Below are 25,768 nucleotides of genomic sequence, written 5' to 3'. Positions count from 1 at the left end.
CGCACCGCTATGAGCATAAAAGCGGAGCATGAGCTTCGCGATATGCGAATAGCGGGCAGGATTGCAGGAGCGCATGGCGCGGAGCAACCCGTAAGGAAGTTATAGGATGAAATGTAGGAAAGGAATACTTACATGAAAGCAGAAAACTTTGCGAAAATTTTAAATGCGGACTTTTATACCGGGGTGCCGGATTCCCAGCTGAAAGCCCTCTGCAATTACCTGATGCACACCTATGGCATTGACCCAAAGCATCACGTGATCGCAGCAAACGAGGGAAACTGCACAGCTCTTGCGGCAGGCTACCATCTGGCTACCGGCAAAGTCCCGGTAGTATACATGCAGAACAGCGGAGAAGGCAATATCATCAACCCCGTGGCATCCCTGCTGAATGATAAAGTCTATGCCATCCCCATGATCTTCGTCATCGGCTGGCGCGGTGAGCCGGGGATCCACGACGAACCACAGCATATCTATCAGGGAGAAGTGACCCTGAAATTGCTGGAGGATATGGGAATCCGCTATTTTGTCATCGGAAAAGACACAACGGAAGAGGAAGTAAGTGCTGCCATGCAGGAGTTCCGCAAGGAGCTGGATCGTGGTGAGGATGTAGCGTTCGTGATCCGGAAGGGTGCCCTCAGTTATGAGGAAAAGGTGGAGTACCGCAACGACAATCCCATGATCCGGGAAGAGATCATCCGTCACATCGTACAGGCCTCCGGCGAGGATCCTATCGTCAGCACCACAGGCAAGGCCAGCAGAGAACTGTTTGAGATCAGAGAACATAACGGACAGAGTCATAAATATGATTTCCTCACGGTCGGCTCCATGGGACACAGCAGCAGTATCGCTCTGGGTGTGGCAGTACAGAAGCCCGGTACGAAGGTATGGTGCGTGGACGGTGACGGCGCAGTGCTGATGCACATGGGTTCCATGGCGGTACTGGGCAGTACGGCACCTGAAAATATGGTACACATCGTCATCAATAATGGTGCCCATGAGACCGTGGGCGGTATGCCTACCGTGGCAGCCGATATTGATCTTGTCTCCATTGCAAAGGCCTGCGGCTATCCCCATGCAGTATCCGTTACCACCTATGAGGAACTGGACCGGGAACTGACCGCTGCAAAAGAGAGAGAGACCCTGACCTTTATCGAAGTAAAATGTGGTATCGGAGCAAGGGAAGATCTCGGAAGACCCACCACCACGGCACTGGAGAACAAGCAGAACTTCATGGAATATCTGAAAAATCTGGGTTAAATTTTGTTGACAGTAATAAAAAAGAAATGTAATATAACAGATATAGAAAAGTCATGTCGAATAATGCTCTAGGATGTAAGTTTCTCAGAAGATGAGTAGAACAAATTCCTGGGGCATTTTTTGCTAGTGAAAGTCAGATTGTGTATTGACACGATTAAAAGGGGCGAAAATGGGAAACTTACAATATCGGAAGGTCACGAGAGAAGTGGAAGATACTTCTTTTACATGTGGTATTCCATCCATAGATGAATATGTGAAAAATTCATATTATCCTACCATAGTACAGCATGCATATGGTTATAGTATAAGTGGCAGGGGGATTGTTCTTGGATATTATATGATAATGTTCCGAGAGATAGAATTAGATGATTTTCCGCCGGAGATAGCAGACTATGATCCGGAAATTAAGGACCGGAAAGTATCGGCTGTTCATATTCGCTATATAGCAATAGATGAAAAATATCAACATAATAGGATTGGTACGGCTGCAATTCAGACAATAATAAAAAGTGTGAAGATGTTGGCAGCTAACTGGCCAATTCGGGTAATTACGATAGATGCCAGAGAAGATCTGGTTACATGGTATGAAAAACTTGGCTTTCGTAAAATGGTTTATAATACACCGGGCCAGGATGGCATTACGGTTTCAATGTTTTTGGATTGTATGCAGAAAAAAGATGAATTTATGGAATACATAGACAGTATATATGAATAGGAGGGAAAATATATGAATGGTGAAAGAGTTGGAGACATTGTACTACATGGCAACGATGCCATTCGATTTGCGTATATGCTTTATCACCCGACGGAAGAGGAATTATTATACAACAGGAGCGTTCTGGAACGGATTGATAATAATATTACAATCACGGAAAGAGATAATGGGTATGATGCGGAAATTAAGGATCTGGATTTAAACTTTTTAGAAGAAAAGCCACAATGCAGTCTGGATAACATAGAGGTTACATGGACGATCAATATTCAAAAAGAAGAATTTTTCTATTCAAACAGCAGTAATGAAAATCAGGTGCAGATGGTAGTGGATACGCAGAAAACACCGATATATGAAAAAACAACAAGTGATGGAATGAGCTTGGTGGCTGCATAGGAGGAAATATGGAAAGTGCATTTCAGTTTAGTAATCCATCATTGACAAAAATGGAATTTTGTATCAACGAAGATTTTGAAAACAGCTGGGATAAAGAAGTAAAGATTGCAGTGAACATGGGAATTCAGATTGACAGAAGTTCAACTGATAACAATGCAAGAGTCAGTCTGACCCTGGAAATTGGAAAAAAGGATTCATCAGATCCGTTCTATGTGTGTGCAACAGAAATGGCGGAATTCAGATGGCCGGATAGTCTGAATTTGGAAATGGTAGAAAAATTGCTGAATCAAAATGCTCCTTCCTTGCTGCTAGGGTATTTAAGACCTATTATTTCGCAGATTACGGCAGCATCGCCGTATAATGCCTATAATTTACCATTTATAGATTTTTCAGAGAAATAAGATGATGTATCGTGCACTTTTTGCACAGTTATTTTTCATAAAAGAATGAAAATTTATCTATATAAAAGGCTGCCTGTATGGTAAAATACATACCATACAAGCAGCTTTTCATATATTACAAAAGCAGAAAGAATGAGGGAGTACATATGGAAATTAACATTGGTATTATCGCAATTATTGTATTGGCCATTGCTATCCTGGCCATCCTGGCATCCGGTTATGTGAAGGCGTCACCGAACAAAGCCTACATCATTTCCGGTATCAAGAGAGAACCTAAGGTTCTGATCGGTCGTGCAGGCATCAAGATTCCTTTTCTGGAGAAGAAGGATGAGCTGATCCTGAAGCAGATCAGTATCGACATCAAGACCAACGGTTATATCCCCACCAAGGATTTCATCGGTGTGGATATCGACGCTGTGGCTAAGGTCAGAGTCCTGACCCAGAGAGATGTCACCGTAAATGCGAAGGGTGAAGTCGTGGCAGGTGCGGATGCGAACAAGAGAATCACCACCGAGATGGCTAACGCAGCCATGAAGAACTTCCTGAACATGAACGAAGATCAGATCCGCGATGCACTGACCGATTCCTTACAGGGTAACATGCGTGAGATCATCGGTACCCAGTGCCTGAAGGAACTGTGTAATGACCGTAAGACTTTCGGTGATGAGGTACAGGCAAAGGCGCAGAAGGATATGAACGCTTTAGGTATCTGGATCGAGTCCTGTAACATTCAGAAGATCGAAGATGAGAACAACCTGATCACTGCTTTGGGACAGGATAATATGTCCCAGATCCAGAAGGACGCTTCCGTAGCAAAGGCACAGGCAGACAGAGATGTGGCCATCGCCAGAGCACAGGCACAGAAGGATGCCAATGATGCACAGGTCATCGCAGAGACCGAGATTGCCCAGAAGCAGACCGAACTGGCCATCAAGAAAGCAGAACTGAAGAAAGAGTCCGATATCAAGAAGGCAGAAGCTGACGCAGCATATAAGATCCAGGAAGAGGAACAGCGTAAGACCGTGGAGATCACCACAGCAAATGCGAACCTGGCCCGTCAGGAGAAGGAACTGGAATTAAAGGAGAGAGAAGTATCCATCAAGGAGAAAGCTCTGGAAGCTGAGGTCAAGAAGACCGCAGAAGCAAACAAATACGCAGCACAGCAGAAGGCAGATGCCGAGCAGTATGAGAGACAGAAGAGAGCGGAGGCCGAACTCTTCGAGATCCAGAGACAGGCAGAGGCAGAAAAGGCAAAATCCGAGGCAGAAAGATTTGCCAAGGAGCAGGCGGCAGAGGCAGTCAAGGCAGCAGGCCTGGCAGAGGCAGCAGCCGTAGCAGCCAAAGGTAAAGCGGAAGCAGAAGCTATCCAGGCGAAGGCAGAGGCAGAGGCAGCCGGTATCCTGAAAAAGGCAGAAGCTATGAAGCAGTACGGCGACGCTGCAAGACAGCAGATGGAGCTGGATACTCTGAAGGTATACTTCGAGCAACTGCCCAAGATCGCAGAGGCAGTGGCCAAGGGCTACACCAATGTAGAATCCATCAAGATGTTCGGTGGCGATTCCAGCAAGCTGGCAGGCGATATCATGACCACCGTGACCCAGGTTACCGATGGTATCAAGGAGTCTACCGGACTGGACATCAATGAGATGCTGGCTAAGGGATTTGCGAAGGAAACAAAGTCTGAAGAGACTGGTTCTACAGCAAATGCCGATTACCATGAGGTAAAGCCGGAATAATACTTGCGATAAGCGACAGAATGTCATAAACTGAGGGTACAGAGACAAAATAAAAGTCTCTGTACCCTCTTGCTTTTGCGGGCGGGGTATGAAGATGAAAATGGAAAAGGAAGAAAAGATGACAACAGCAGATCCGAAGGCAACAAAAGAAACAGTAGAATTATGGAATTATCTTCATACTGTAGCGGGAAAGCAGATCATCACCGGGCAGCATACCCAGACCATTCCCTGCGAGGAGATAGATTACATCAGGCAGGTCACCGGAAAGGAACCGAAGCTGCGGGGCTTTGAACTGCTGGCGTATTCTCCGAATATCAATTATGAAGATGCTTCCCCGGAATGCATCCAGGAAGTGGAAGAAAATAAGGGGACCGTGGAGACGGCATTGCAATGGGCCAGAAAACAGCGGGAAGCCGGAAATGGTGGTATTCTCACCTTTACCTTTCACTGGTTCTCGCCTCTGGAAGGCAAAGACAAGAGTTTCTATACCGAACACACGGATTTTGATGCAAGGGAAGTATTGAAAGAGGGAACCCCGGAGAGAGCGGCATTCTATCATGACATGGATGTGATTGCGGAGATCCTGCGGCGCTTTCAGGAAGAGCGGATTCCCATTCTCTGGCGCCCGTTCCATGAATCCTACGGTACCTGGTTCTGGTGGGGAGCGCAGGGCCCGGAAGTGGCGAGAAACCTGTATCACCTGATGTTCGATTACTACACAGGTGAGAAAGACCTGCATAACCTCCTATGGGTATGGAATAGCGACGTACCGGAAGCCTATCCCGGGGATTCTTACGTGGATGTGGTGTCCATGGATGTCTACCTCCCGGAATACCTGCCTACGGACTATGCGGAGACCTACAAAAAGCTGGTGACCGCAACCTCCCGGAACAAGATTACCGCACTGGCAGAGATCGGTTACCTCCCGAACATAGATCTTCTGCAAAAAAGTAGAATCCCCTGGGCTTACTACATGACCTGGTCCAAGGAATTCTGCATCGGCGAAAAATATAACAGCGTAGAAAATCTGAAGAAAATGTACGACAGTGAATACGCGGTGACTTTGTGATACGGTCACATTTGCACTTGTTGCAGTTTGGCAATGAGAGCGTCCTTTAGAACTTTGGAATAATTGATACCGCAATTATCACAGGCAGTGTTTAACCACGCCGGAATAGTCAGTGTCTTCTTAACAGCCCTGTCATCATAAGCACGGGCATAATTATCCAAATTCACACAGATTAGATTTATTAATGCAGTGGGATCATCTGATTTCACTGCATTAATTGCAGTAGGGGCGGGAAGAGCATCGCCGTCTCTCAGAGAAGTAAACAGATATTGTGCACATGCTTCCTGTGCCATGGCAAAGGCATCTGCAAGACTGTCACCATAGGTGGCGAGATCATTAAGATCGGGAAAAATGACAGAGTATTTCCCATTCGCTTCCGTGTAAAAAATAGCCGGATATATATAATTCATAAGATCACTCCTTTCAAAGGCTGTTCCATATTATTTTAGTCCAGCCTGTTTAAAAATAGAATTAACAACTCGCAAAGGAATATCGCCGCTGTGATTGGGAATGGTTACTTTCCCTGACTTTGAAGGATGTTTGTACTGATGATGAGAACCTCTGATATCAGACAAAACCCAGCCATCGTCAAGGATGATTCGCTCTAATTCGCGAAAACGCATGGATTATCTCTCCTTTCTTAAGGTAACACGTATAATACGTGAAGTCAATAAGTGTTGGGAAAATTCGCCGAAGAATTGGCGTATTTAGAAACTTTCAAAATAAAATGAAATAATTGTACTGTGTAACAGGAAAGAAAGTAACAAAAATGTTTTTCTCAGAAATTGGAACAAAAGTACTAAAAACAATTTACATAAATCTAAAATATGCTATAATATTTCCGTATTGAGACAAAATATTTGTGAGTTGTAGCCAAAAAATACTACAATTTCACACATATTTCCAATTATCGACAAAAGCAATGGGTGAGAGAGTTTATGGAAACAGGCAGAAAAAAAGTCCGTTTAGGTGAATTATTGGTAAACAGTGGGGTGATCACGGCAGAGCAGCTGCAGCAGGCACTGGACAACCCCAATCGTCAGGGCAAGAAGCTGGGAGAATTCCTGGTAGATGAAGGCATCGTATCGGAGGATGATCTGGCGAAGGCACTGAGCCGCCAGCTGGATCTGGATATGATCGATCTCCAGAGCGTCAATGTGGACAAGGAAGTACTGAATCTGGTACCGGTCAACGTCCTGAAGAAGAACAAGATCTTCCCCTTCGCCTACAAAGAAAATAACTTCAACGTTCTCATGGTCGCCATGGCGGATCCCCTGGATTACAATGCCATCGATGACATCAACATCATCACCAACTTCCAGGTAGAGCCCGTAGTAGCCACCACCCGCAGCATCATGCTGGCCATCGATAAATATTTCGGTCAGGAGGAAGTAACCGAGGCACTGGCAGCCTACGCCAAAGAGAAAAAGCTGGATGTGGTGGAAGACATCGCCACGGAGGAGAACATCAACAGCTCCCCCATCGTAATGCTGGTCAAGGACATGATCGAAAAAGCCGTCCGTCAGCGTGCATCCGATATCCATATCGAACCCATGGAAAATATCATCCGTGTCCGTTACCGTATCGACGGTGCATTGTATGAGAGAGCGAGATACGGTGTCAATGTATTGTCTGCCATCATCGCCCGTATCAAGATCATTGGCGGCATGGATATCTCCGAGAAGAGAAAGCCGCAGGACGGCCGTATCACCCAGGTGGTAGACCGTGTGGAATACGATATCCGTGTATCCATCCTGCCTACCGTATACGGAGAAAAAGTCGTAATGCGTCTTGCAGCGAAGAGTGCACTGAACCGCGACAAGAGTCAGTTAGGCTTCAAACCCTACGAATTAAAACAGTTTGACTACATTCTGAAAAATCCTCACGGTATCATCCTGGTAACCGGACCTACCGGAAGTGGTAAGTCCACCACCCTGTATACCGCACTGAGCGAACTGAATAAAGAAGACGTGAACATCATCACCGTCGAGGATCCTGTCGAGGCCAATATTGACGGTATCAACCAGGTACAGGTCAACACCAAGGCAGACCTGACCTTCGCATCGGCACTGCGTTCCATCCTGCGTCAGGACCCGGATATCATCATGATCGGTGAGATCCGTGACCAGGAGACCGCCAGCATCGCCGTACAGGCGTCCATCACCGGACACCTGGTGGTAAGTACCCTGCATACCAATTCCTCCGCCAGCACCATCACCCGTCTGGAGGATATGGGCATCGAATCCTACCTGATCGCAGATTCCGTCATCGGCGTTATCGCCCAGCGACTGGTACGCAGACTCTGTCCTTTCTGTAAAAAGCCGAAGCAGGCCACCAAGGATGAAAAAGAGTTCATGGGCATGAGGGAAGAGGAAGATGTAACCATCTACGAGCCCTGCGGCTGCAGCAAATGCGACAATACCGGCTTCAAAGGCCGTATCGGTGTCTATGAGATCATGCAGATCACTCCGAAACTGAAAACCATTATCAGCAAGCGGGAGGGTGCCGATATCTTAAAAGAAGAAGCATTAAAAGAAGGAATGCATACCCTGCGTATGAGTGCCACGGACTACGTACTGGACGGCACCATCTCCTTCTCCGAGATGGTAAAGGTATCATTTGACGTATAATTCTATAAAAACCGCAATATTTTATAGAAATTTATCAAAATTTATAAAAATTTTTCAAAAACCTGGACCTTTTCAGGACCGGGGCTCGTCTTACATGGTTAGGGAGAAAGTTAAAGATAGAGACGCATTGGAGGGAAGGCACATGGCGACCTATGGCTACAGAGCCATCACAAAGGCTGGAAAAGAAGTAAAGGGAAGTTTGGAAGCGGATAACAAAGATCTGGCAATGGCAGAACTGAGAAGGCAGGAGCTGACCGTTATCGATCTGGGAGAACAGAGCTTCCTGACGAAAGACATCGACATCCAGATCGGCGGATGGCCCAAGGCCAGGGATCTAAGCGTCATGTGCCGCCAGTTCGTCAGCATGACCAAAGCGGGCGTCAGCATCCTCGAATCCCTGAAAATGCTCTGCGAGCAGACAGAGAACAAGAGATTGCAGGATGCACTGAAGGAAGTCCGCATCAGCGTGGAAAAGGGTGAGACCCTGGCAGACTCCCTGGCAGAGCACCCGAAGGTATTCCCGGGGATCATGGTGAATATGGTGGCTGCCGGTGAAGCATCCGGTAGTCTGGAGATTGCATTAGAAAGAATTGCAGTACAGCTGGAAAAGTCCCATAAGACACAGGCAATGGTAAAAAAAGCAATGATTTATCCTATTGCAGTATGCATTGTTGCGATTATTGTTACGATTGTAATGTTAGTAAAGGTTATTCCGTCTTATGAAGACATGTTTTCTCAAATAGGCGGAGAACTCCCAGCAATTACTAAATTCTATGTAACATTGAGTCACGGCATTATTAATTATTGGTTTATTATTATACCAGTTGTTGCGGCTATAGTGTTTGGAATTAGAGCGTTTGCAGGTACGAATGCAGGAAAGCATTTTTTTGGAAAAATTGCTTTAAAAATTCCTATATTTAGTAAGTTAATTACAAAATCTGCGTCATCTATGATGGCGAGAACTTTAAGTACCCTGTTGGGTGCAGGAGTTCCACTGATTGAAGCAGTAGATATTGTATCGGGTGTCATGAGCAATGTTTACTTTAAAGAAGCATTACAGGATGCAAAAGAAGAAATCACTATTGGTATGCCACTGTCTAGACCATTGCAAGAAAGTGGAATGTTTCCTCCAATGGTATATCAGATGATTCGTATTGGTGAAGAATCTGGTAATACAGAGGAAATGCTAGATAAGCTGGCTGATTATTATGAAGAAGAAGTGGAAATGGCAGTACAGTCGGTTATGGCAGCGTTGGAACCTATGATTATTATTGTATTGGCGGTTGTAGTTGGTGGACTGATAGCTGCATGCATGATGCCTATGATGAATATGTATGAGGCACTGGATTCTATGTAAAAAAGAATTATCCGTTCTGTGTAGGGACAGAACGATAATTAATAAATGGGGCGGAAAACTTACTACCCTGAAATTAGAAAACACATAAAAAGGAGAATGTTATTATGAACAAGAAACAGAAGAGCTTAACAAACAAAGGTTTCTCCCTGGTAGAGCTGATCATCGTTATTGCTATTATGGCAGTATTAGTAGGCGTATTGGCACCACAGTACATCAAGTATGTTGAGAGATCCAGAGAATCAGCAGACATTGACAATGCACAGGCTGTTATTAGTGCAATTCAGGTTTATGCTACGGATGATACTGTTGCTACAGCTGATAGATTAGCAACAGGTACAGTTACTTTTGCAAGCACTGGTGCAACTATTACTGCTAATTGCAATATTGACAAAGCTTTGGCTGCAGCGTCTGTAGATATTACCGGAATTAAATTTAAGAGTACAAAATATACGAATGCAGATTTAGTAGTAACAGTAACTGATGGAGTACCTACATTTAGCAGTACTAATACTGATTTTGCAGCGGCACTTGGCTTATAATTATTATTTTGAAAGGCACCTGACATGCTTCCAACAATCCTTCTCTACATAGTCGTATTCCTTTATGGAATCGTGATCGGTAGCTTCATCAATGTGTTGATCTACCGTATCCCGAAAAAAGAGAATATTGTAACGACCAGGTCTCACTGCATGAACTGCGGTTACCAGCTGAAGTGGTACGACCTCGTACCACTGTTCAGCTACCTGGTACTGGGAGGCAAATGTAGGAAATGCAAGGCACATATCTCCGTTCAGTACCCCGTCATCGAGGCACTGAACGGAGTGCTGTACCTGATCGTATTCTGGAAATATGGGATGAGCGTGGATTCCCTAGTCTACTGCTTGTTGTTTAGTGCACTTCTTGCTTTAAGTGTGATTGATTTCAGAACATATGAGATCCCTGTGGGATTTAACTTATTTATACTGGCACTGGGGCTGATCCACGGAGCTTTCCACTATACACAGTGGTTGGACTTCCTGATCGGCTTCCTGTGTGTCAGTGTATTTTTGCTTCTATTGTATTATGTTACCGGAGGCAGAGCCATCGGTGGCGGAGATGTGAAGCTGATGGCAGTCTGCGGACTGTTGCTCGGCTGGAAATTGATTATTTTCGCATTTTTACTGGGATGTATCATCGGTTCCGTGATCCATCTGATCCGTATGAAAGTAAGCGGCGAAGGACATGTCCTCGCCATGGGACCGTATCTTTCTGCAGGGGTGGCAATCGCCGTCCTCTGGGGAAATGAATTCTTACAGTGGTATCTGCATTTTTACTTATAAAAGATATCCGCATTTCGAACATGATTTCAGAAAGTTCTTCAAAGATTCCGCGATGGCGGAAGGCTTTTGAAATACAATAAATATCGGGAAGAGGAAGGGTAGAAATATGGCAATGAACAATCGCGTATTGAGTATTGAGATCGGCAACTCTTTTACGAAGATCTGCGAGATGGACTATAAGGTGAAGAAGCCGAAGGTCTACAAGGTATTGACGGTGGAGACACCGGAAGGCATTGTGGTAGATGGTATGTTGCAGCCCACACAGGAGTACGCAGACCATCTGGTGAATGCACTGGGAACGAACGGCATCCGTACGAAGAAAGTGCTGTTTACCATTTCTTCTACCAGAGTGGCAAGCCGTGAGGTACAGATTCCCAATGTCAAGGCGAACAAGATCGAGGCACTGGTGAAGACCAATGCCAGTGACTATTTCCCGGTGGATCTGACCCAATATGAGATCGGACATTATCTGGCAGGCGGTCTGGCAGAGAATGGCAAGCTTCGTGTCATGGCTCTGGCCGTACCCAAGGCTCTTTTAAACAGCTATTATCAGTTGGCACAGATGTGCGGCTGGGAGATCGAGTGTTTCGACTACAGCAGCAACAGCTTATACCAGATTCTCCGCGATGAGAAGTCCGAAAAAGTTACTATGGTCATCAAAATCGATGAGAACAGCACCATTGTGACCGTGCTTTCCGCCGGTAAGGTGTTATTACAGAGAACGGTGGCTTACGGTGTGCAGGATGCTATTGATACTATGATCGCTTCCGGAGCCTATGCCGTGAACGATCCCATGAGTGCGGTAGAGCGTTTCCAGAAGAAGACCTGCCTGAACAGAGTACTGCATCAGGGAGATAAGGTCTGGGAAGAAAATGCCGGACGCTGGGAAGACGAGGATGCCGGTAATGTGGAAGTCACGGAAGCGAGACAGAAGATCACCGCTTCCCTGGAGCCTCTGATCGTGGGTGTGAGCCGTGTCATTGACTTCTATGATTCCAGGAACAGTGAAAATCCCATTGAAAAGTCCTATGTTACCGGTCTGGGCGGCAGCTTCAGCGGCATGAGCAAGCTGTTCACCAACTGTCTGGAGCGCAAGGTACATACCCTGTCCGAGATGGATGACAAGATCGGCATGAGCAAGGCCATCCGTTCCACCAGACCCGCAGCCTATATTTCCTGTCTGGGTGCGGTGCTCGCCCCTGTGGGACTGATTGACAAGAGCACCCAGAAATCCAAGGGACTGACCGTGGTCAGCGGCACGAATTATACCTTCGTCAGTGTGGCGGTACTGGTGTTGGGCGTGATCCTGTCCATCGCCATGGCAGCCACCTCTGTGACCAGATATCTGGGAAATGTGGCGCAGAATGTGTATCTGCAGAACCGGGTACAGGAGTTGCAGCCGGCACAGGCAGTATACAACGATTATCTGGCGGCAGAAGCCCAGTATGATAAATACACATATTTGTATGCTTATACCCAGACTCCCAATGAGAATCTGGTGGAGTTCATCAATGAACTGGAACAGATCCTGCCGGACAGCTTCTATACCAACAGCTTCAGCTCCGACCAGACCGGCATCAGCATGTCAGTGACGGTGGAAGGGAAAGCAGCGGCAGCCCGTACGATTCTGAATATCCGCAACATGCAGAGCATTGATGATGTAGAGATCAGCAATATTACGGACAGCAAGGATGAGACCGGCACGTCCATAGTGACTTTTTCCATTACCGGAAGCTATAAGGAGCTGACGGATGAGACCGAAGAGAGCGGTGAGGCACAGGCCGACACCCAGACAGCACAGTAGGAGGCAGCGGAAGATGAAGGTTAAAAAGAGTGAAATTCAGCTTTTGATCGCAGTGATCGGTGTTCTTATTGCTGTGTGTACTTATTTTCTGGTATATTCCAGTTTTAATGAAAAATCAGATGCCCTTGAGGCACAGAATGTAACGTTATCATCCCAGGTGGCAACGCTGGAGATATTAGATCAGCGTAAGGCGGACTACATTGAAGCAACCGGGAAGATGCAGTCCTATATCACGAATTTTGAGAACCGCTTCCCGGCAGATATCTTACCGGAAGACAGCATTATGATGGTAAAGACATTGGAAGATTATACTCGTACCGAGGTGGCAAATATTGCATTCGGTTCCGAAGCAGAGGTGGTGTATACTCCTGCAGCGGATGCGGCAACGACGACTGCGGATGCAACAGCTGCCACGGATACGACAACAACAGATGCTGCGGCAACAACTACAACGGCATCTACAAGTCCGGTATCTACGGACGGTACTGCTTATGCAGATACCCATATGTATGAGGTACCCCTGAGCATCAGCATTTCCTGCACCTATGACGATTTCAAGGGACTGGTAAGATACATTTACAATCAGCAGGAACGCGAGAGCATCCAGGGCGTCAGCATCAGCTACAACGAGACCGACGGAATGCTCACCGGCAACATGACCATGAACACCTATTATCTGCTGGGAACCGATAAGGTATACAGTTCACCTTACATCCCGGATATGCAGATGGGCGTAGACACTATTTTCGGAAACGTGGAATAATAGATTTGCAATCATAGCAGTATACGACTGCTTGCAGGCAGGATACTGCTATGATTAGCAAATCAAACAACCATGAGCAGGAAGGACGATAGTCCGGAGTGCGAATGGTTGTCCGGTTTCGGGAGCACGGAGTGCGGAGAAAACGGTATTAGTCAGAGCAGGGAGGATGCCTCACATGAAGGAGTACACGGAGAGAAGACAACTGAATAACGAAGGCTTTTCTCTGATTGAACTGCTGATTGCCATCGTGATCCTGGCGATCATCGTTGTGCCGCTTTTGCACAGCTTTGTGACTTCTGCCAGAACCAATGCCAAGTCCCGCAACACCATGCATGCCACGGCCATCGCAGAGGATGTCATGGAGCAGTTCGAGGCACATACACTGGAGGAGATGGCAGACACCTATGAGGCGGCAACCCCTACCGGCTTTACTAACAGCGTGCAGAAGGATGCTTCTCTGGATGTGGACGGAGACGGCGCAGCAGAAGATGGTATCTGGCAATATACCTTCCGGGATGAGAAGACGACTTCCGGCATCTATGATGTGGTAGTAACACTGGATCCTAACGGTTACACGGCACTGAATGAGAAGGATATTGTAAATATCCAGAACCTGGCAGGCAATCTGAATGCGGTATATTCCGAATCGGAAGATGCCGCACAGGAGGCTTACGGTTATTTTGAAGCGTATTCCGGCGGCAGAGACGTTATGGAGATTGCCAGGAATACTACCAAGACCATCGAAATCTCCATAGACAGCAGCCGCATTTTACTGGATCTGGGAGACGGAGAGAGTGTAGAGACAGATGTGTATCTGGTGACGGCCTCCACAGTCTATCATTGTAATTCCGCTATCCTTACGGGCATCAGCGGAGATTATCCCCAGAACGGCTCGGATTATGTGATCTTTTCCAATGAAGAGGCGGTAAGAGCCAAAGCAGCGGAGCTTAAGAAGGAGAAGGAGAGCGGGAACCCGGTGGACAGTGAGGAGATCATTTCCCAGCTGGCCAATATTATTGTGTGCTTGCAGCCCAGAGTGGAGGCTACCCAGAGCATAGTGACTTCTGCAGTCGATAAAGTGATCGTGAACAACCCGAAGAATGTACAGACGAATCTGTTCCTGGTGGAGCAGACTCCGTCAGCGGAGAGAATAGACAGTTTTGCGGATGAGAGTACCGGCTTTAACCCGTATTCCTCCTGGGACAACAATTACAAAGCGGCATTTGAACTGCGGGAGACCTGGCCGGGCTGGATGTCCTCTGCCGGAGCCAGCATTGATTCCGCCTGCAGACTGCGGACGAATCTGATAGACCGCAGCAATACGGAATACATTTTCAATGATCTCAGCGTGTCCGGTACGGCAGGAAATGCTACCGGAGATGTGGCGAAGGATATTATGGGTGCGGACGGCGGTCTGACACCGACGGAGCGACGCAACCGTATCTATGACATGCGGGTACAGGTGTACAGCAGGGATACGATCGGTGTACAGTCCCCTGTGCTTACCATGACGGGAACCGTGATCGAGTGATCCGTCAGGCACAGGACAGAGAAGATACCGGAAGGAAGACGAGAAAAATGAAGATATGCGGAAGAAATCCCAAAATATTTTCAAGGGTAAGACAATTCCACAGACGAACGGACAATAAGGGCTCAGCAATGGTCGTTGTGATCATTGCCATGGCCTTTATTGGCATTTTAGCCAGTGTTTTGATGTATATGTCACTGCTGAACTATCAGATGAAGGTGAACAATCTCAAGGCGAAGGACAACTTTTACTCCGCAGAGACTGTGCTGGATGAGATCCGGACGGCTATGGGAGAGCGGGTGTCCGCTTCTGTCGGAAGTGCCTATGAACTGGTCCTGAAAAATTATGAGGCAACCTCCGCAGAGGAGAAGCAGAACAAACTGAGATATTATTTCCTGAAGGATATGCAGGATTATTATGCAGTGACAGGAAGTATGAATATCAACAACTATGATCTGACCAAGCTGTTCAACAGCCTGTCTTCGGAGATAAAGAGGGGGACGGTGCTAGAGACATTGAATGACTCCGGGGAAGTAGTGTACCGGATGGCTCTGGACAGCAGCGGCAGTCTGAAGGTATATGTAATGACAACGGATCCGGTGACGGGCAACAAGGAGAGAGTGGAGACCACGGATATTCCTACCGGACGTTTTCAGTTGTACACCGACGGACTTTCCTTCTGCGGTCTGAAAGTGACTTATACGGATACCGATGGCTATGTGTCCGTGATCCAGACCGATATCCGGGTGAAGATGCCGGATATGGATTTTGCACAGGCAGTGACGCTGCCTTCTATTACGGGAATCTCCATGGTGGCACAGGAGAATATTCAGGCACTTCCTTCTGATTCCACGCTGATCAGTAAAAATGTCATTGGCGGCAGCTTTTATGCGGAACGTTTTATCGTGGGCAGCGAAGAGTCCGGCAAGGGCAACGGTGTGACGGTGGAATGGAAAGAGACCACCGGCAATGAAAACGAAGACAAGCGTATGGTGATGGCTTCCGACTTATATCTGGGAGAAGGAGCCACACTTACCACAGATCAGTACGGTGAAGTATGGGCCGGTTCCATTGCCATGAACGGAGGGATTCCGGGCAATACGGGAAGCAACGGAACGTTGAGCTTCCAGGGAAACAACGTATATGTGGCCGGAGACCTCAGGATGACCGGGGAACGGAATGTATTTACCGCCGGAGCACAGATCGACGGAGAATATGCCGGACAGTATATCGGCTTCGGTAATGGAAAGGGCGTGGACAGCAGCGCCATTCTGGTCAACGGCACGGATACGGAGATCTATCTGAATGAATTGAAGAATCTTACGCTGGCGGGAAATTCTTACATTTCTCTGACGAAAGCCAAGGATGGAATTACCAGTGAGGATGGTGTGAGCAACACCGGAGTACAGGATGTGATGATGGGACAGTCTATCGCTGTGAAGAGTGACCAGCTGGCTTACCTCGTTCCGGCGCAGTGTATCGGCGTGGATGCTTCCGGCAAGACCGTGTTAAACGGTGCCAGCAACCCGATCACGTTGGAGCAGTATAAGGACAAGATCAGGGACCAGGCGGATGTAACGGAAGTGGCATTGAATATTCCGTCCGCTACCCTGAATGGTTATACGCTGGCCGAGTACGGACTGACCCAGAACAATATCCAGAAGATTTTCAAGCGGATCAACAGCAAGATCACGCTGGTGTATTATTATGTAAGCTTTGACAGCACCTCTGATACCGCGAGAGCCAATGCCAACCGGTATTTTCAGGATTATTACGGTGCCAACCAGCAGACCATGGAAGCCTATACCGGTCTGTATACCAAAGCCATTCAGGTGCGTGGACAGCAGAACGGAGCGTACATCATGCATCTGGCAGGCAATGTGGCCATGTATGACAGCAGTGCGGCTGCGGGAAGTCAGGAGAAGCTGTTGGATGCCACACTGACCAGTGATGGTGCCAATGCAGGATATCAGGCATTGCTGGCATCGGATCAGTTGAAATTCCAGGCATTGTCCAAGAAGATGATCGATGTCTATGAGCAGCTGCTTCCTTCGGAGAAGACGGATGCAGCCAATGCTTATACTAATCTGGTAAATGAAGGGGAGATAACGACCTTCCATGCTGTATTAAACGGCAGTACCGGAAATAAGGTGGAGTCAAAATATTTCGGCAATACCACAGGAAGCCTTGCGGAGCAGGGATATAAGGCAGTTATTGTAAAGGGTGATTATACCTATCCGGAAGCCGGATTCGGCGAGTTCAGTGGACTGATCATTGCTACCGGAGATGTCAAAGTGACAAAGGAATTCCACGGAACGATCCTGTCCGGCGGAACGATCACACTGGATCAGAATGTCAATGTGGAACCTGACCGGGATGCGGTGCTTCATGCCCTGACCTATTCCAGAACGATCGTAGATGCTGCCGGTAAGACACAGGAATATCATGTGGTAGATTTTTTAAATGGCGGAGACGGTTACCTGAGCAGTAACGGTAAGTCCTATAAGAACAGTGATATAAATCTGGGAGATTTGATAGTTTATGAAAACTGGCAGAAAGAATAACAACAGTGGTTTTTCCCTGGTGGAGCTGATCATTGTCATTGCGATCATGGCGGTGCTGGTGGGTGTGATGGCCACATCCATTACATCCCTGACCGGCAGGAAAGTCCGGAAATGTGCGGACGAAATTGTGACAACACTGGAGCGGACCAGAGTACTGACACTGGGAAAAGAACAGAATCAGGTGGAGTGCGTTATCAGCTATAATGATACGACCAAGGAATATACGGCACAGATCCGGCAGGGAGATGTGGAGGTATCCAACAGGGTACTGGGAAAAGAACCTATTGATATAAAGGTATATTTTGAGGGAGATTCCACGGGATATTCCACGGGATATTCCCTGACGGAACTGAAGGGATCCGACAGCCTGTTACCTTATGTTTCATCTTCAAATGGGCTGCATCTGGTGTTTAACCGTGCATCCGGGGCCTTTGAGAAGAATACCTGTATCGCAGGCAGTGTATTGAAGGAGTACTGTCAGAAAATCGTCGTAAGCAACGGAACGAGAACCATAGAAATCACAACGGTCGGCAAGACCGGCAAGATCCTGACGAAGTAAGGAGGTTGACCATGGGTATAGGTAAGAAAGGATTTACTCTGGTAGAGATCATCGTATCTCTTGCTATCATGACCATAGTAGCTGGCGCGGTGGGCGCATTCGTGATCGCCGGCAACAATTCCTATATGCGGGGGAACAAGGAACTGACCCTGCAGGAAGAAGCCCAGCTGACCGCCAACCAGATGATCGATCTGATCATAGATGTGGAGAAGGGTATCAGCTTTTCCAATCTGACGGATCAGAAGGCTGTGGATATGGACGGCAATGTGGCGAAGGATGTCAACGGCTTGGAGGTAACCAATGCCAGCGTCAGCGAACTGCGTCTGATCAATAATGACAACAGCTATATGATCCGCTGGCAGGGGGGGGCCGGAGCGGATTACGCCGATGCCAATCAGGTGTATCTTTATGAGGTGATAAATAGCAAGGATGCCGAGGGCAAACTTGTGGTAGGAGATTTTGACGCGGCTAAGCCTGCACTGATGGCAGAGCATGTCAGCAGTTTCAGCGTGGATCTCAGTGAACTGGATAAGCGAAAAGTCGTTCTGAACATGACCTTTACCTATCAGGACAAGTCCTATGATATTTCCGAGACCATCAAGCTGAGAAATGATCTGAGCTCCGAGCCGTCCAGCATCTATTCCTGGATCAGCGGCATCCGCATCATTCCCGAGCACGCAGATCTGAAACAGGGACAGACTTTCGTCTTCGATTACGAGATCACCGGAGACGAGGAAGCCATTGCTCAGGGCGTGACCTGGGCCGTAAGTTATCAGGATGGCAGCGCATGTAAGAGCACCATCAGCGGTAACGGTAAACTGAGTGTGGCAGCGGATGAGACCATAGCAGAGAATATTCTGACAGTAACCTGTACCGCCGTAGCGGATCCTACTATAGCGGCAACGGCTACCGTAACGGTACAAAAGCATATGGTGGATTCTCTGGATATAGAACCAAAAGATGCTTCGGTGATTCAGGGGGACAGCCTGCAGTACTCTTATACTATGGAAGGAACAGAAGAGGCTAAAAATGCCGGGGTGACCTGGAGCGTGGCAAGAGTGGACGCAACTGGACTTAAGGCAGGAACCACGATAAATGGGAGCGGTCTTTTGACGGCTGACAGATATGAGCCGACCGGAACACTTGTGCTACAGGTAACCTGTACTTCCGTGGCGGATCCCGGAATGTCTGCATCCACAAAGGTATCGGTATTACCCTATACCAACATTGACGGAAAATATGATGCAACACTGATTGCCAGGAATCTGACCACATATGATTTTACCGAAGGAAGTACGGAAAAGATCGGTTATAAGGCATTGATTGAATGTCTGCCGTCCTGGGCGGATTACAGAAATGGTTATCCACAGATTGAGTGGAGTGTGGTAGATGATTATGCCAATAATTACAAAATAACCGGTTTGACAGATTCTGATGGTCGACAGTTCCAGGCAGAACTGGAATGTGGAAATATGACGGATACGGTAGTACGTGTACGTGCGGTGATAGCTTTATCAGTAGATATTAAGATTACCAGGGAAATCGATATTACAATCCCTCCCCTGAAGACGGTTGTAAACGCGAAGGAACCGTATATTTACTCCAGTCAGTTTGTATTAAACCGTAATGGAAAAATTAATTGCGAGATTCGAAATTATAAAGGGGAAGTAAATTGGAGATTTGCAGATATTCCCAGTGAGCTGAATAATGATTTCAAGGTATGGAACGGAATACAAAAATCATATCAGGTCGGTTTTGAAGTCTATGACGGAGCATATGATAATGTTCATCAGGAAGGCTATCTGACAACAGAAAATACGGGAGAATCTACAGAGATAAGAGCACTTAGCTATATTTCCTGGGATACCGAATATCGTCTGAAGCTTCAGGCATGGAGCCTGGATGATTCCACATTAGTGGCCGAAACGGTAATACTGGTGCCGGTAGTGGATATCTTATTTGCCAATGATCAGCATGTGATTACGGTGCTGAGACCTACCTGGACGAATCGTTATGATCTGCATGCGTATGGTTTTGAGTCTGGAAGAGAGAAAGGACATAGAGCAGCAAAACTGGCAGGATATTTCCAGGGAGAACTTCCGTTGGATTCCAACACGAAATTTGCAGAAATTGATAATATGCATCTTTCTTTTTCGCAGGTACAGTTTGATATTGGCGCACATGAAGAAAATGATTATTTAATTATGACCATTTATGATGAACGATATCCGGATCATAAGAGAAATCTTTTACTGGAAGTAGAGAAGAATCCGGAGTGGTGGGAATGGAAGGATAATAAATGACCATGAATTGGAAACGCAATTCAAAAAAGTATATAGCAGGAATCCTCACCATAGCTTTGGCCGTCGGAGTCGGTCAGAGCTATGGCTCTATGGAGGTCAGTGCGCAGGAAAGAACCCTTCCGGGTATTGAAAAACTGGTACAGGATACGGTAGCTTCTTCTGACGGTACTTTCCATATTCTGGAGATCGTTCCGTCGAAGGAAAATGCCACGATCGGCTATCTGGCAGGCGGCGAGGAGCCGGTATCTGAGGGCAGAAAGCTTTCCGAGATGCCGTCCGCCACAGAGCGTCAGACAGCTATGGACAGTCTGGATGCTGCAAAGTTTCCGACGACAGGTCCGGTTACTTTTTCTGCCTACAGCGAAAGCACCGGAGCTTCCAGAACCGAGGACGTAAGAGGACGCTTTGTATTCCGACAGGACGGATCCGGCAGATACAATTACCAACAGATCGATGCGATCTATCGTGAGATTGCCAATGGGGAGACGGTAGCAGCAGGAGAACGTTATAACCGATACAGTGCATTGGAGGCCGCTGGAGACAGTAACCGGGATGCCAAAAGCGTGACTCCGGTATTTTCCCATAGATCTACCGGAGGAAGCAACGGACTGGAGACTACGATTATCAATGGTTCAGACAGCGCCAGGGGATATGCGCAGGGCTTATATGCAATTTCGGAGACGGATCTGGCCGCTATTGATAAAACGAGTTTTCAGGCAAAAGATTATGTGGACAGGACAATCTATCAGAAGATAGGTACGGGTGAGACTGCCGTTTATACCTATCTCGGACAGATTGTATACGGTACCGATGCGGCACTGCCAGATGGATTAAAGACTACGTCCAGGGGGGTATCCGGAAATGATGCAGGTACTGTTGTGCAGGCACGCACGACATCCGGAGGAGATGCGATAGCAGCCTATTCTGCCGGAGATATTACCCAGAATCTCTACATCCTGGATCATGCACAGCCGGATAGCGCACAGCTTTTGGCAAAATGGGATGATGTTTCGAAGGCATATACATTTGAGACCATAGCCAGTGCCTATCTTGTGGATTTCACAGCAAATGATAACGGCGACTATTATGTATCTGCAATGACAGTAAGTGACAAAAACGGTGATTACCGTCTGATCGATACCTATCGTAAGGATGAGGCCGGCAGCTACACTATGGTGACACCGGGTTCCCTTCAGGTTACTTACAAGGGGGAAGCGGGCTTTGACACCGCCAACAGCTATGATTTTGTAGGGGATGACAGAGAGGATGCTACGGAGACTATTGCCTATAACGGCGGTTTCTACAACAAAGAATGGTTCAAGAAAAATGTCCTGAATCTGTCCGGTACCAGTCGTTATGAGAGTGGTACAGCCACCGGAGACGATATCGATACACTGAAGATCGAAGTGACAACACTTACCCTGCAGGAACTGGCTGATCTGGCAGATGCTTCCATTACAGCGGAGGATTCTTATTGTGGAATTGATCTGGCAGATGTGGATCTGTTCTATTTTTCCGGTCAGGGAAATTACGGGGCAGAGCCGTCCAATATGGTCTCTGCGGCAACCGTGATCGCAAAGCTGGCATTTGGCGTGGACGACAGCGGGATCAGAACCGCTGCAGCCAGAGTGCCGGTGATCATGGATTATAATTTTTATGCCAAGAACAGCACCCAGAGCAATGAAGTGTTGACGAAACTGGCATTGACTCTGCTGCAGGTGTCGGATGACAATGTGGCAAACGCAATCGCAAGTCAGGGAGATTCCTATTGGGAAAATGTAAGTGTCGATACGCTGAAAAGCGCGGCAGAGGGAAATATCAGATCCTATGCGTCTGCAATGCAGGCGGCAAATGCGGATACCCTGACGTTGGATACCTTGAAGGAATACCTGAACGAAAATGTATACCTGAACAACGACAGTTCCAAAGCTTATGCGGCAGAGGATTATCTGACGGATCTGAAGTCAGATACGACAAGAGCATGGATCTACACGGATGTCCTGAAAGAGATCCGCTACGAGAATTTTCTGATCACACAGGAAAATGCCACGGCGGTCACTTTGAATGAAGAGATCAGCAAAGCTTCCATCACCAGATATATTATGAACTGGTATCTGCACAGAAGCCAGGTAAAGGACAGCCTTGCGGTATTGGATCTGGAGCCCTGTTATGATTTCGGAACCGGAGCTTTATCTGCAGATTCCGTGAAAGGATTTCTGGGGCAGAGCAGTTACGGTGGAAGTATTTCCATTACCCAGATGGCTTCCGCAGAGTTCATTGGCAAGATAGAGGATCTCAACGATCGATATGATATGATCTATGTGGGTGCCCGCACCGGAACCATGAATGTGAAAAACAATCAGACCGTTTACAATGACAGGTCCATGAATGGGCTGATCTATACGCATATCGGGGATCTGTATGATTATAAGGATGAATCGGATGATAACAAGAACCGTCTGAAGGATGATTCTTTAAGTCACACTTCCAATCAGTATCGGGGACCCGGAAACGATATGAACTCCACCAGAGAAAAGGAGTTCGAGCAGTATATTTCCGCCGGGTATCCGGTAGTATTTGCGGATGCACTTCTGACGGGAATTGACGGTAAGGTGAGTGCCAATACGGCAACAGTGGACAAAAGTTCCTATTTTTACCAGTTGATACAGTTTGCCTTGTCCACGGATGAAAGCGGCAATTACAAATACTGGCAGGAGAATGTCTTTGCGGAGAGCCAGCTGACGACTGCAGCCCGGGAGACAACGGAGCAGAAGGCGGCCAGAGAAGAGAGACAGAGAAGCTTTGGCAACCATCTGAATCTGTCCAAACTGCAGATCGAATGGGTGAAAAATCTTGGGGAAGATTATATTCCTACAGAGCTGCATTACAACGGGGACGGTATCAACGATGCGTTCCTGAAGATGACGGACGGTAAGTTCTATCTGCAGTATATTTTTGCTCTGTCCAATGATGCGGCTGCCTCCCAGGTGAGCACGACGTATGATTGCAAGCTGTATATTGATAAGAACTCCGACGGTCGCTTTTCCGGTTCCGATGTGATCGGGCAGACACTTTCCTCCACGGAGGAGCTTTCCGGACTGAATCTGTATGTCAGATCCGGGCAGGAATGGAAGGAAGTGGCGAAGAATGACAGTGGCCATTACGAGCTGCGCACCGGATATACCTATAAGGTAGTCAGAGTGCTGCCGGATGATTATCAGGGAGTATTGCCCTGGAAGATGATCTTCTTTGATAATTCTGATGCACTGGTGAGAACCGCAGTGTCCGGTTATACGGCAGTGGACAGAGGTTCCAGAGTGGATATTCAGGTATTGCAGCTGATGTCCGACAGAAAAGCATCTAATGACAAGACACTGTGGGATCTGGAAAGTGACAGTGATGTAAAGTCACTGTTAAGCGGTATCCGGGAATTTAATGTATCTATTGATTCCGTGAAGACTTCAACTTTTATCAACGGATTGATTTCAGACGATCAGTTGAAAAAGCTTAAGACCGATGAACAGAAGTCTGAGGCTTATTACAATGCGGCATACAATACTTTCCAGCAGTACGATATGCTGATCCTGGGATTCGGAGACAACTATCAGTTCGGAAGCAAGGATCAGAGCCTGAAGAACATGGCAGTATCCGAAGCCATCCGTGATTATATCGAAGATGGTAAGAGTGTCCTGTTTACCCATGACAGCAGTTCTTATATCAACAGTAAGGCCGGTAGCGGTAAAGGCTGGTACTGGGGCTACGAGTTCAACAAGACCATGCGTGCGGCGGTAGGGCTGGATCGTTATGGTGCGTTGCTGGAATATTATGATGACCAGAGGAACAATTCCAGTTTATCCGATGCCCAGAGAAAGCGTTATGATGCTTATTACAATATTCTGGACACGCAGTACAATTACGATACGGCATGGAAGCCGGGAACGGACCGGAGCAGTGATCAGACGGTCGGAAATATCGAGGGCACGACCAAATATACGACAGTCCGTTATGTGCAGAATCGGATCAATGCGATCCTGCGGAAGGGAACGTCTTATACGAGTTTCTATTTTCCGATTCGCAATTCTCTGTTTTATCAGGGTATGGATAAGACGACGAACTCTCAGGGGCAGATCACGGTGTTGGGAGATTACAAGGAATTCGGAGACGGTGCCGGTCCTGATATGATCGTTACGCAGGTAAATCAGGGACAGATCACTAATTATCCTTATCAGATCACTACAGAAGAACAGCAGACTCTGACAGTGGCGGCAACACATTATCAGTGGCTGCAGCCGAACATGGAGCTGGATAAGGATGGAGACGGCAAAAATGATATTGTGGTATGGTATTGTCTGTCTGACCTGTCCGACAATGCCAAGATCAGAAAGACACAGACTGAGAGGAACAACGGACGGGGCAATGACAATGGTGTGAACCTGTATAATGTCAGCCCCAAAGATGTGGTAAATAACTATTATATTTACAGCATGGGCAATGTCACGTATTCCGGTGCGGGACATACGGAGCCTACAGGAATGGCGGAGAAGAAGCTGTTTGTGAACACCATGGTAGCAGCTTACAATGCCGGAACCAAGGCACCTTCCGTATTTTTCCGGGATGACAACGGCAACACCATTGACTCCGTATATATGATGTATGATGCTGCCAACAAGATGATCCTGGATCGCAGCAATAAGATTCAGGTGGATTTCAAGGCTACCGATTACAACATCCTGTCTTCGGCAACGGAGATCCGGGTAGAGTTCTTCAAGGAGTCCACGGATGCGGATGCTATGGAGATCGCATACGGCAAGGGCACACTGAAGGTGAAGCCTCTGACCGGACTTACAGTGACAAATTCTGCCAAAGCGGAAGTGGGAGCACATGTGATTGCCGGCGGAGACAATCACTTTACGGAAGGTGGAAAGGATTATTATGTCACAGGTACGTCGTATTATTCCGTGACCAGTGACGGTGTATACACGCTGGCATTCCCTGCATCGGAGATGGGGTTGTTCTCCGGCAGCGGCAAGATGACACTCAACGACCAGGATGCAGCCACCATCTATATCCGTGCTACGACCGTTTACGACAACGGATCCAAGCGGACCGAAGGTGCTGTTAAGAGCCTGACCGTCAGCGCAGCGGAACTGTTTGACCTGGATTAAAGAATTTGCACTCAAAACAGAAAAGACAAATTGCACAAAAAGCAGGGCTGTGGAAAATAACCAATTTCCGCAGCCTTGTTTTTGTGAGAGTTTTTGGGCGGGATTTTCTTGCAGAATCAATATATGTATGCTATAGTAATCACATCTTAAGAAAGTCTATATAGGCAATATTCTGAAAAAGTTTTAATGCGTAGATGCAGTCGAT

19 protein-coding genes are annotated in these 25,768 nt (G+C 47.2%); 17 read left to right on the top strand and 2 right to left on the bottom strand.

Translation table 11 applies throughout. The annotated features are described in order from the left end of the window. Positions 1–132: 132 nt before the first annotated feature. From aepY to ACLTOH_RS01650, 6 genes are all read left to right on the top strand, one after another. The gene (aepY, locus tag ACLTOH_RS01675; protein WP_022313347.1) at positions 133–1,257 is read left to right on the top strand and encodes a phosphonopyruvate decarboxylase; all 1,125 of its coding nucleotides are present in this window, start codon (positions 133–135) and stop codon (positions 1,255–1,257) included. A gap of 169 nt (positions 1,258–1,426) precedes the next feature. Further along, positions 1,427–1,972: a GNAT family N-acetyltransferase gene (locus ACLTOH_RS01670; protein ID WP_118503285.1), complete on the top strand. Its 546-nt coding sequence runs from the start codon at positions 1,427–1,429 to the stop codon at positions 1,970–1,972. Positions 1,973–1,984: 12 nt separating this feature from the next. Then, complete coding sequence (locus tag ACLTOH_RS01665) at positions 1,985–2,365, top strand: hypothetical protein (protein ID WP_337763306.1); 381 nt, start codon at positions 1,985–1,987, stop codon at positions 2,363–2,365. An 8-nt stretch (positions 2,366–2,373) separates the two neighbouring features. After that, entirely contained in the window at positions 2,374–2,766 is a 393-nt protein-coding gene (locus ACLTOH_RS01660; protein ID WP_337763305.1) for a protein-export chaperone SecB, read from the top strand. A 146-nt stretch (positions 2,767–2,912) separates the two neighbouring features. Further along, the gene (locus tag ACLTOH_RS01655; protein WP_337763304.1) at positions 2,913–4,502 is read left to right on the top strand and encodes a flotillin family protein; all 1,590 of its coding nucleotides are present in this window, start codon (positions 2,913–2,915) and stop codon (positions 4,500–4,502) included. A gap of 94 nt (positions 4,503–4,596) precedes the next feature. After that, positions 4,597–5,571, top strand: a complete 975-nt coding sequence (locus ACLTOH_RS01650; protein ID WP_412223201.1) for a glycosyl hydrolase — start codon at positions 4,597–4,599, stop codon at positions 5,569–5,571. A gap of 5 nt (positions 5,572–5,576) precedes the next feature. On the opposite strand, the gene ACLTOH_RS01645 is transcribed toward ACLTOH_RS01650, so the two are convergent. Both ACLTOH_RS01645 and ACLTOH_RS01640 read right to left on the bottom strand, forming a co-directional pair. Then, a complete protein-coding gene (locus ACLTOH_RS01645) occupies positions 5,577–5,981 on the bottom strand; it encodes a type II toxin-antitoxin system HicB family antitoxin (RefSeq protein ID WP_412223200.1) in 405 nt (134 codons plus the stop codon). A gap of 30 nt (positions 5,982–6,011) precedes the next feature. Then, positions 6,012–6,194, bottom strand: coding sequence for a type II toxin-antitoxin system HicA family toxin (locus ACLTOH_RS01640; protein ID WP_412123477.1), 183 nt, complete (start codon positions 6,192–6,194; stop codon positions 6,012–6,014). A 315-nt stretch (positions 6,195–6,509) separates the two neighbouring features. On the opposite strand from ACLTOH_RS01640, the gene ACLTOH_RS01635 reads away from it, so the two are divergent. From ACLTOH_RS01635 to ACLTOH_RS01585, 11 genes are all read left to right on the top strand, one after another. Further along, positions 6,510–8,201 carry a GspE/PulE family protein gene (locus ACLTOH_RS01635; protein WP_412223199.1) on the top strand — a complete coding sequence of 564 codons (1,692 nt, stop codon included), beginning with the start codon at positions 6,510–6,512 and terminating at the stop codon, positions 8,199–8,201. Positions 8,202–8,343: 142 nt separating this feature from the next. Continuing rightward, entirely contained in the window at positions 8,344–9,558 is a 1,215-nt protein-coding gene (locus ACLTOH_RS01630; protein WP_412223198.1) for a type II secretion system F family protein, read from the top strand. Between the two features lie 104 nt (positions 9,559–9,662). Then, positions 9,663–10,097 (top strand): type II secretion system protein, encoded by a 435-nt coding sequence (locus tag ACLTOH_RS01625; protein ID WP_412223193.1) that lies wholly within the window; start codon positions 9,663–9,665, stop codon positions 10,095–10,097. 24 nt (positions 10,098–10,121) lie between these two features. Beyond that, the gene (locus tag ACLTOH_RS01620) at positions 10,122–10,877 is read left to right on the top strand and encodes a prepilin peptidase (protein ID WP_412223191.1); all 756 of its coding nucleotides are present in this window, start codon (positions 10,122–10,124) and stop codon (positions 10,875–10,877) included. Between the two features lie 106 nt (positions 10,878–10,983). Then, positions 10,984–12,681, top strand: a complete 1,698-nt coding sequence (gene pilM, locus ACLTOH_RS01615; RefSeq protein ID WP_412223189.1) for a pilus assembly protein PilM — start codon at positions 10,984–10,986, stop codon at positions 12,679–12,681. Positions 12,682–12,694: 13 nt separating this feature from the next. Further along, positions 12,695–13,444 carry a hypothetical protein gene (locus ACLTOH_RS01610; protein WP_412195026.1) on the top strand — a complete coding sequence of 250 codons (750 nt, stop codon included), beginning with the start codon at positions 12,695–12,697 and terminating at the stop codon, positions 13,442–13,444. Between the two features lie 175 nt (positions 13,445–13,619). Further along, positions 13,620–14,975 (top strand): prepilin-type N-terminal cleavage/methylation domain-containing protein, encoded by a 1,356-nt coding sequence (locus ACLTOH_RS01605; protein ID WP_412223186.1) that lies wholly within the window; start codon positions 13,620–13,622, stop codon positions 14,973–14,975. 128 nt (positions 14,976–15,103) lie between these two features. Continuing rightward, complete coding sequence (locus ACLTOH_RS01600) at positions 15,104–17,536, top strand: hypothetical protein (RefSeq protein ID WP_412223185.1); 2,433 nt, start codon at positions 15,104–15,106, stop codon at positions 17,534–17,536. Next, positions 17,514–18,095 (top strand): Tfp pilus assembly protein FimT/FimU, encoded by a 582-nt coding sequence (locus ACLTOH_RS01595; protein WP_412223184.1) that lies wholly within the window; start codon positions 17,514–17,516, stop codon positions 18,093–18,095. The genes ACLTOH_RS01600 and ACLTOH_RS01595 overlap by 23 nt, the downstream gene beginning before the upstream one ends. 11 nt (positions 18,096–18,106) lie before the next feature. Continuing rightward, the gene (locus tag ACLTOH_RS01590; protein ID WP_412223182.1) at positions 18,107–20,398 is read left to right on the top strand and encodes a PilW family protein; all 2,292 of its coding nucleotides are present in this window, start codon (positions 18,107–18,109) and stop codon (positions 20,396–20,398) included. Continuing rightward, positions 20,395–25,563, top strand: coding sequence for a DUF5057 domain-containing protein (locus tag ACLTOH_RS01585; protein ID WP_412223179.1), 5,169 nt, complete (start codon positions 20,395–20,397; stop codon positions 25,561–25,563). The genes ACLTOH_RS01590 and ACLTOH_RS01585 overlap by 4 nt, the downstream gene beginning before the upstream one ends. Positions 25,564–25,768: the final 205 nt, after the last annotated feature.

Origin of the sequence: Waltera sp., assembly GCF_046969025.1 — a bacterium.
Taxonomy (GTDB): domain Bacteria; phylum Bacillota; class Clostridia; order Lachnospirales; family Lachnospiraceae; genus Acetatifactor; species Acetatifactor acetigignens.
This window is presented reverse-complemented; position numbering and strand designations above follow the sequence as displayed.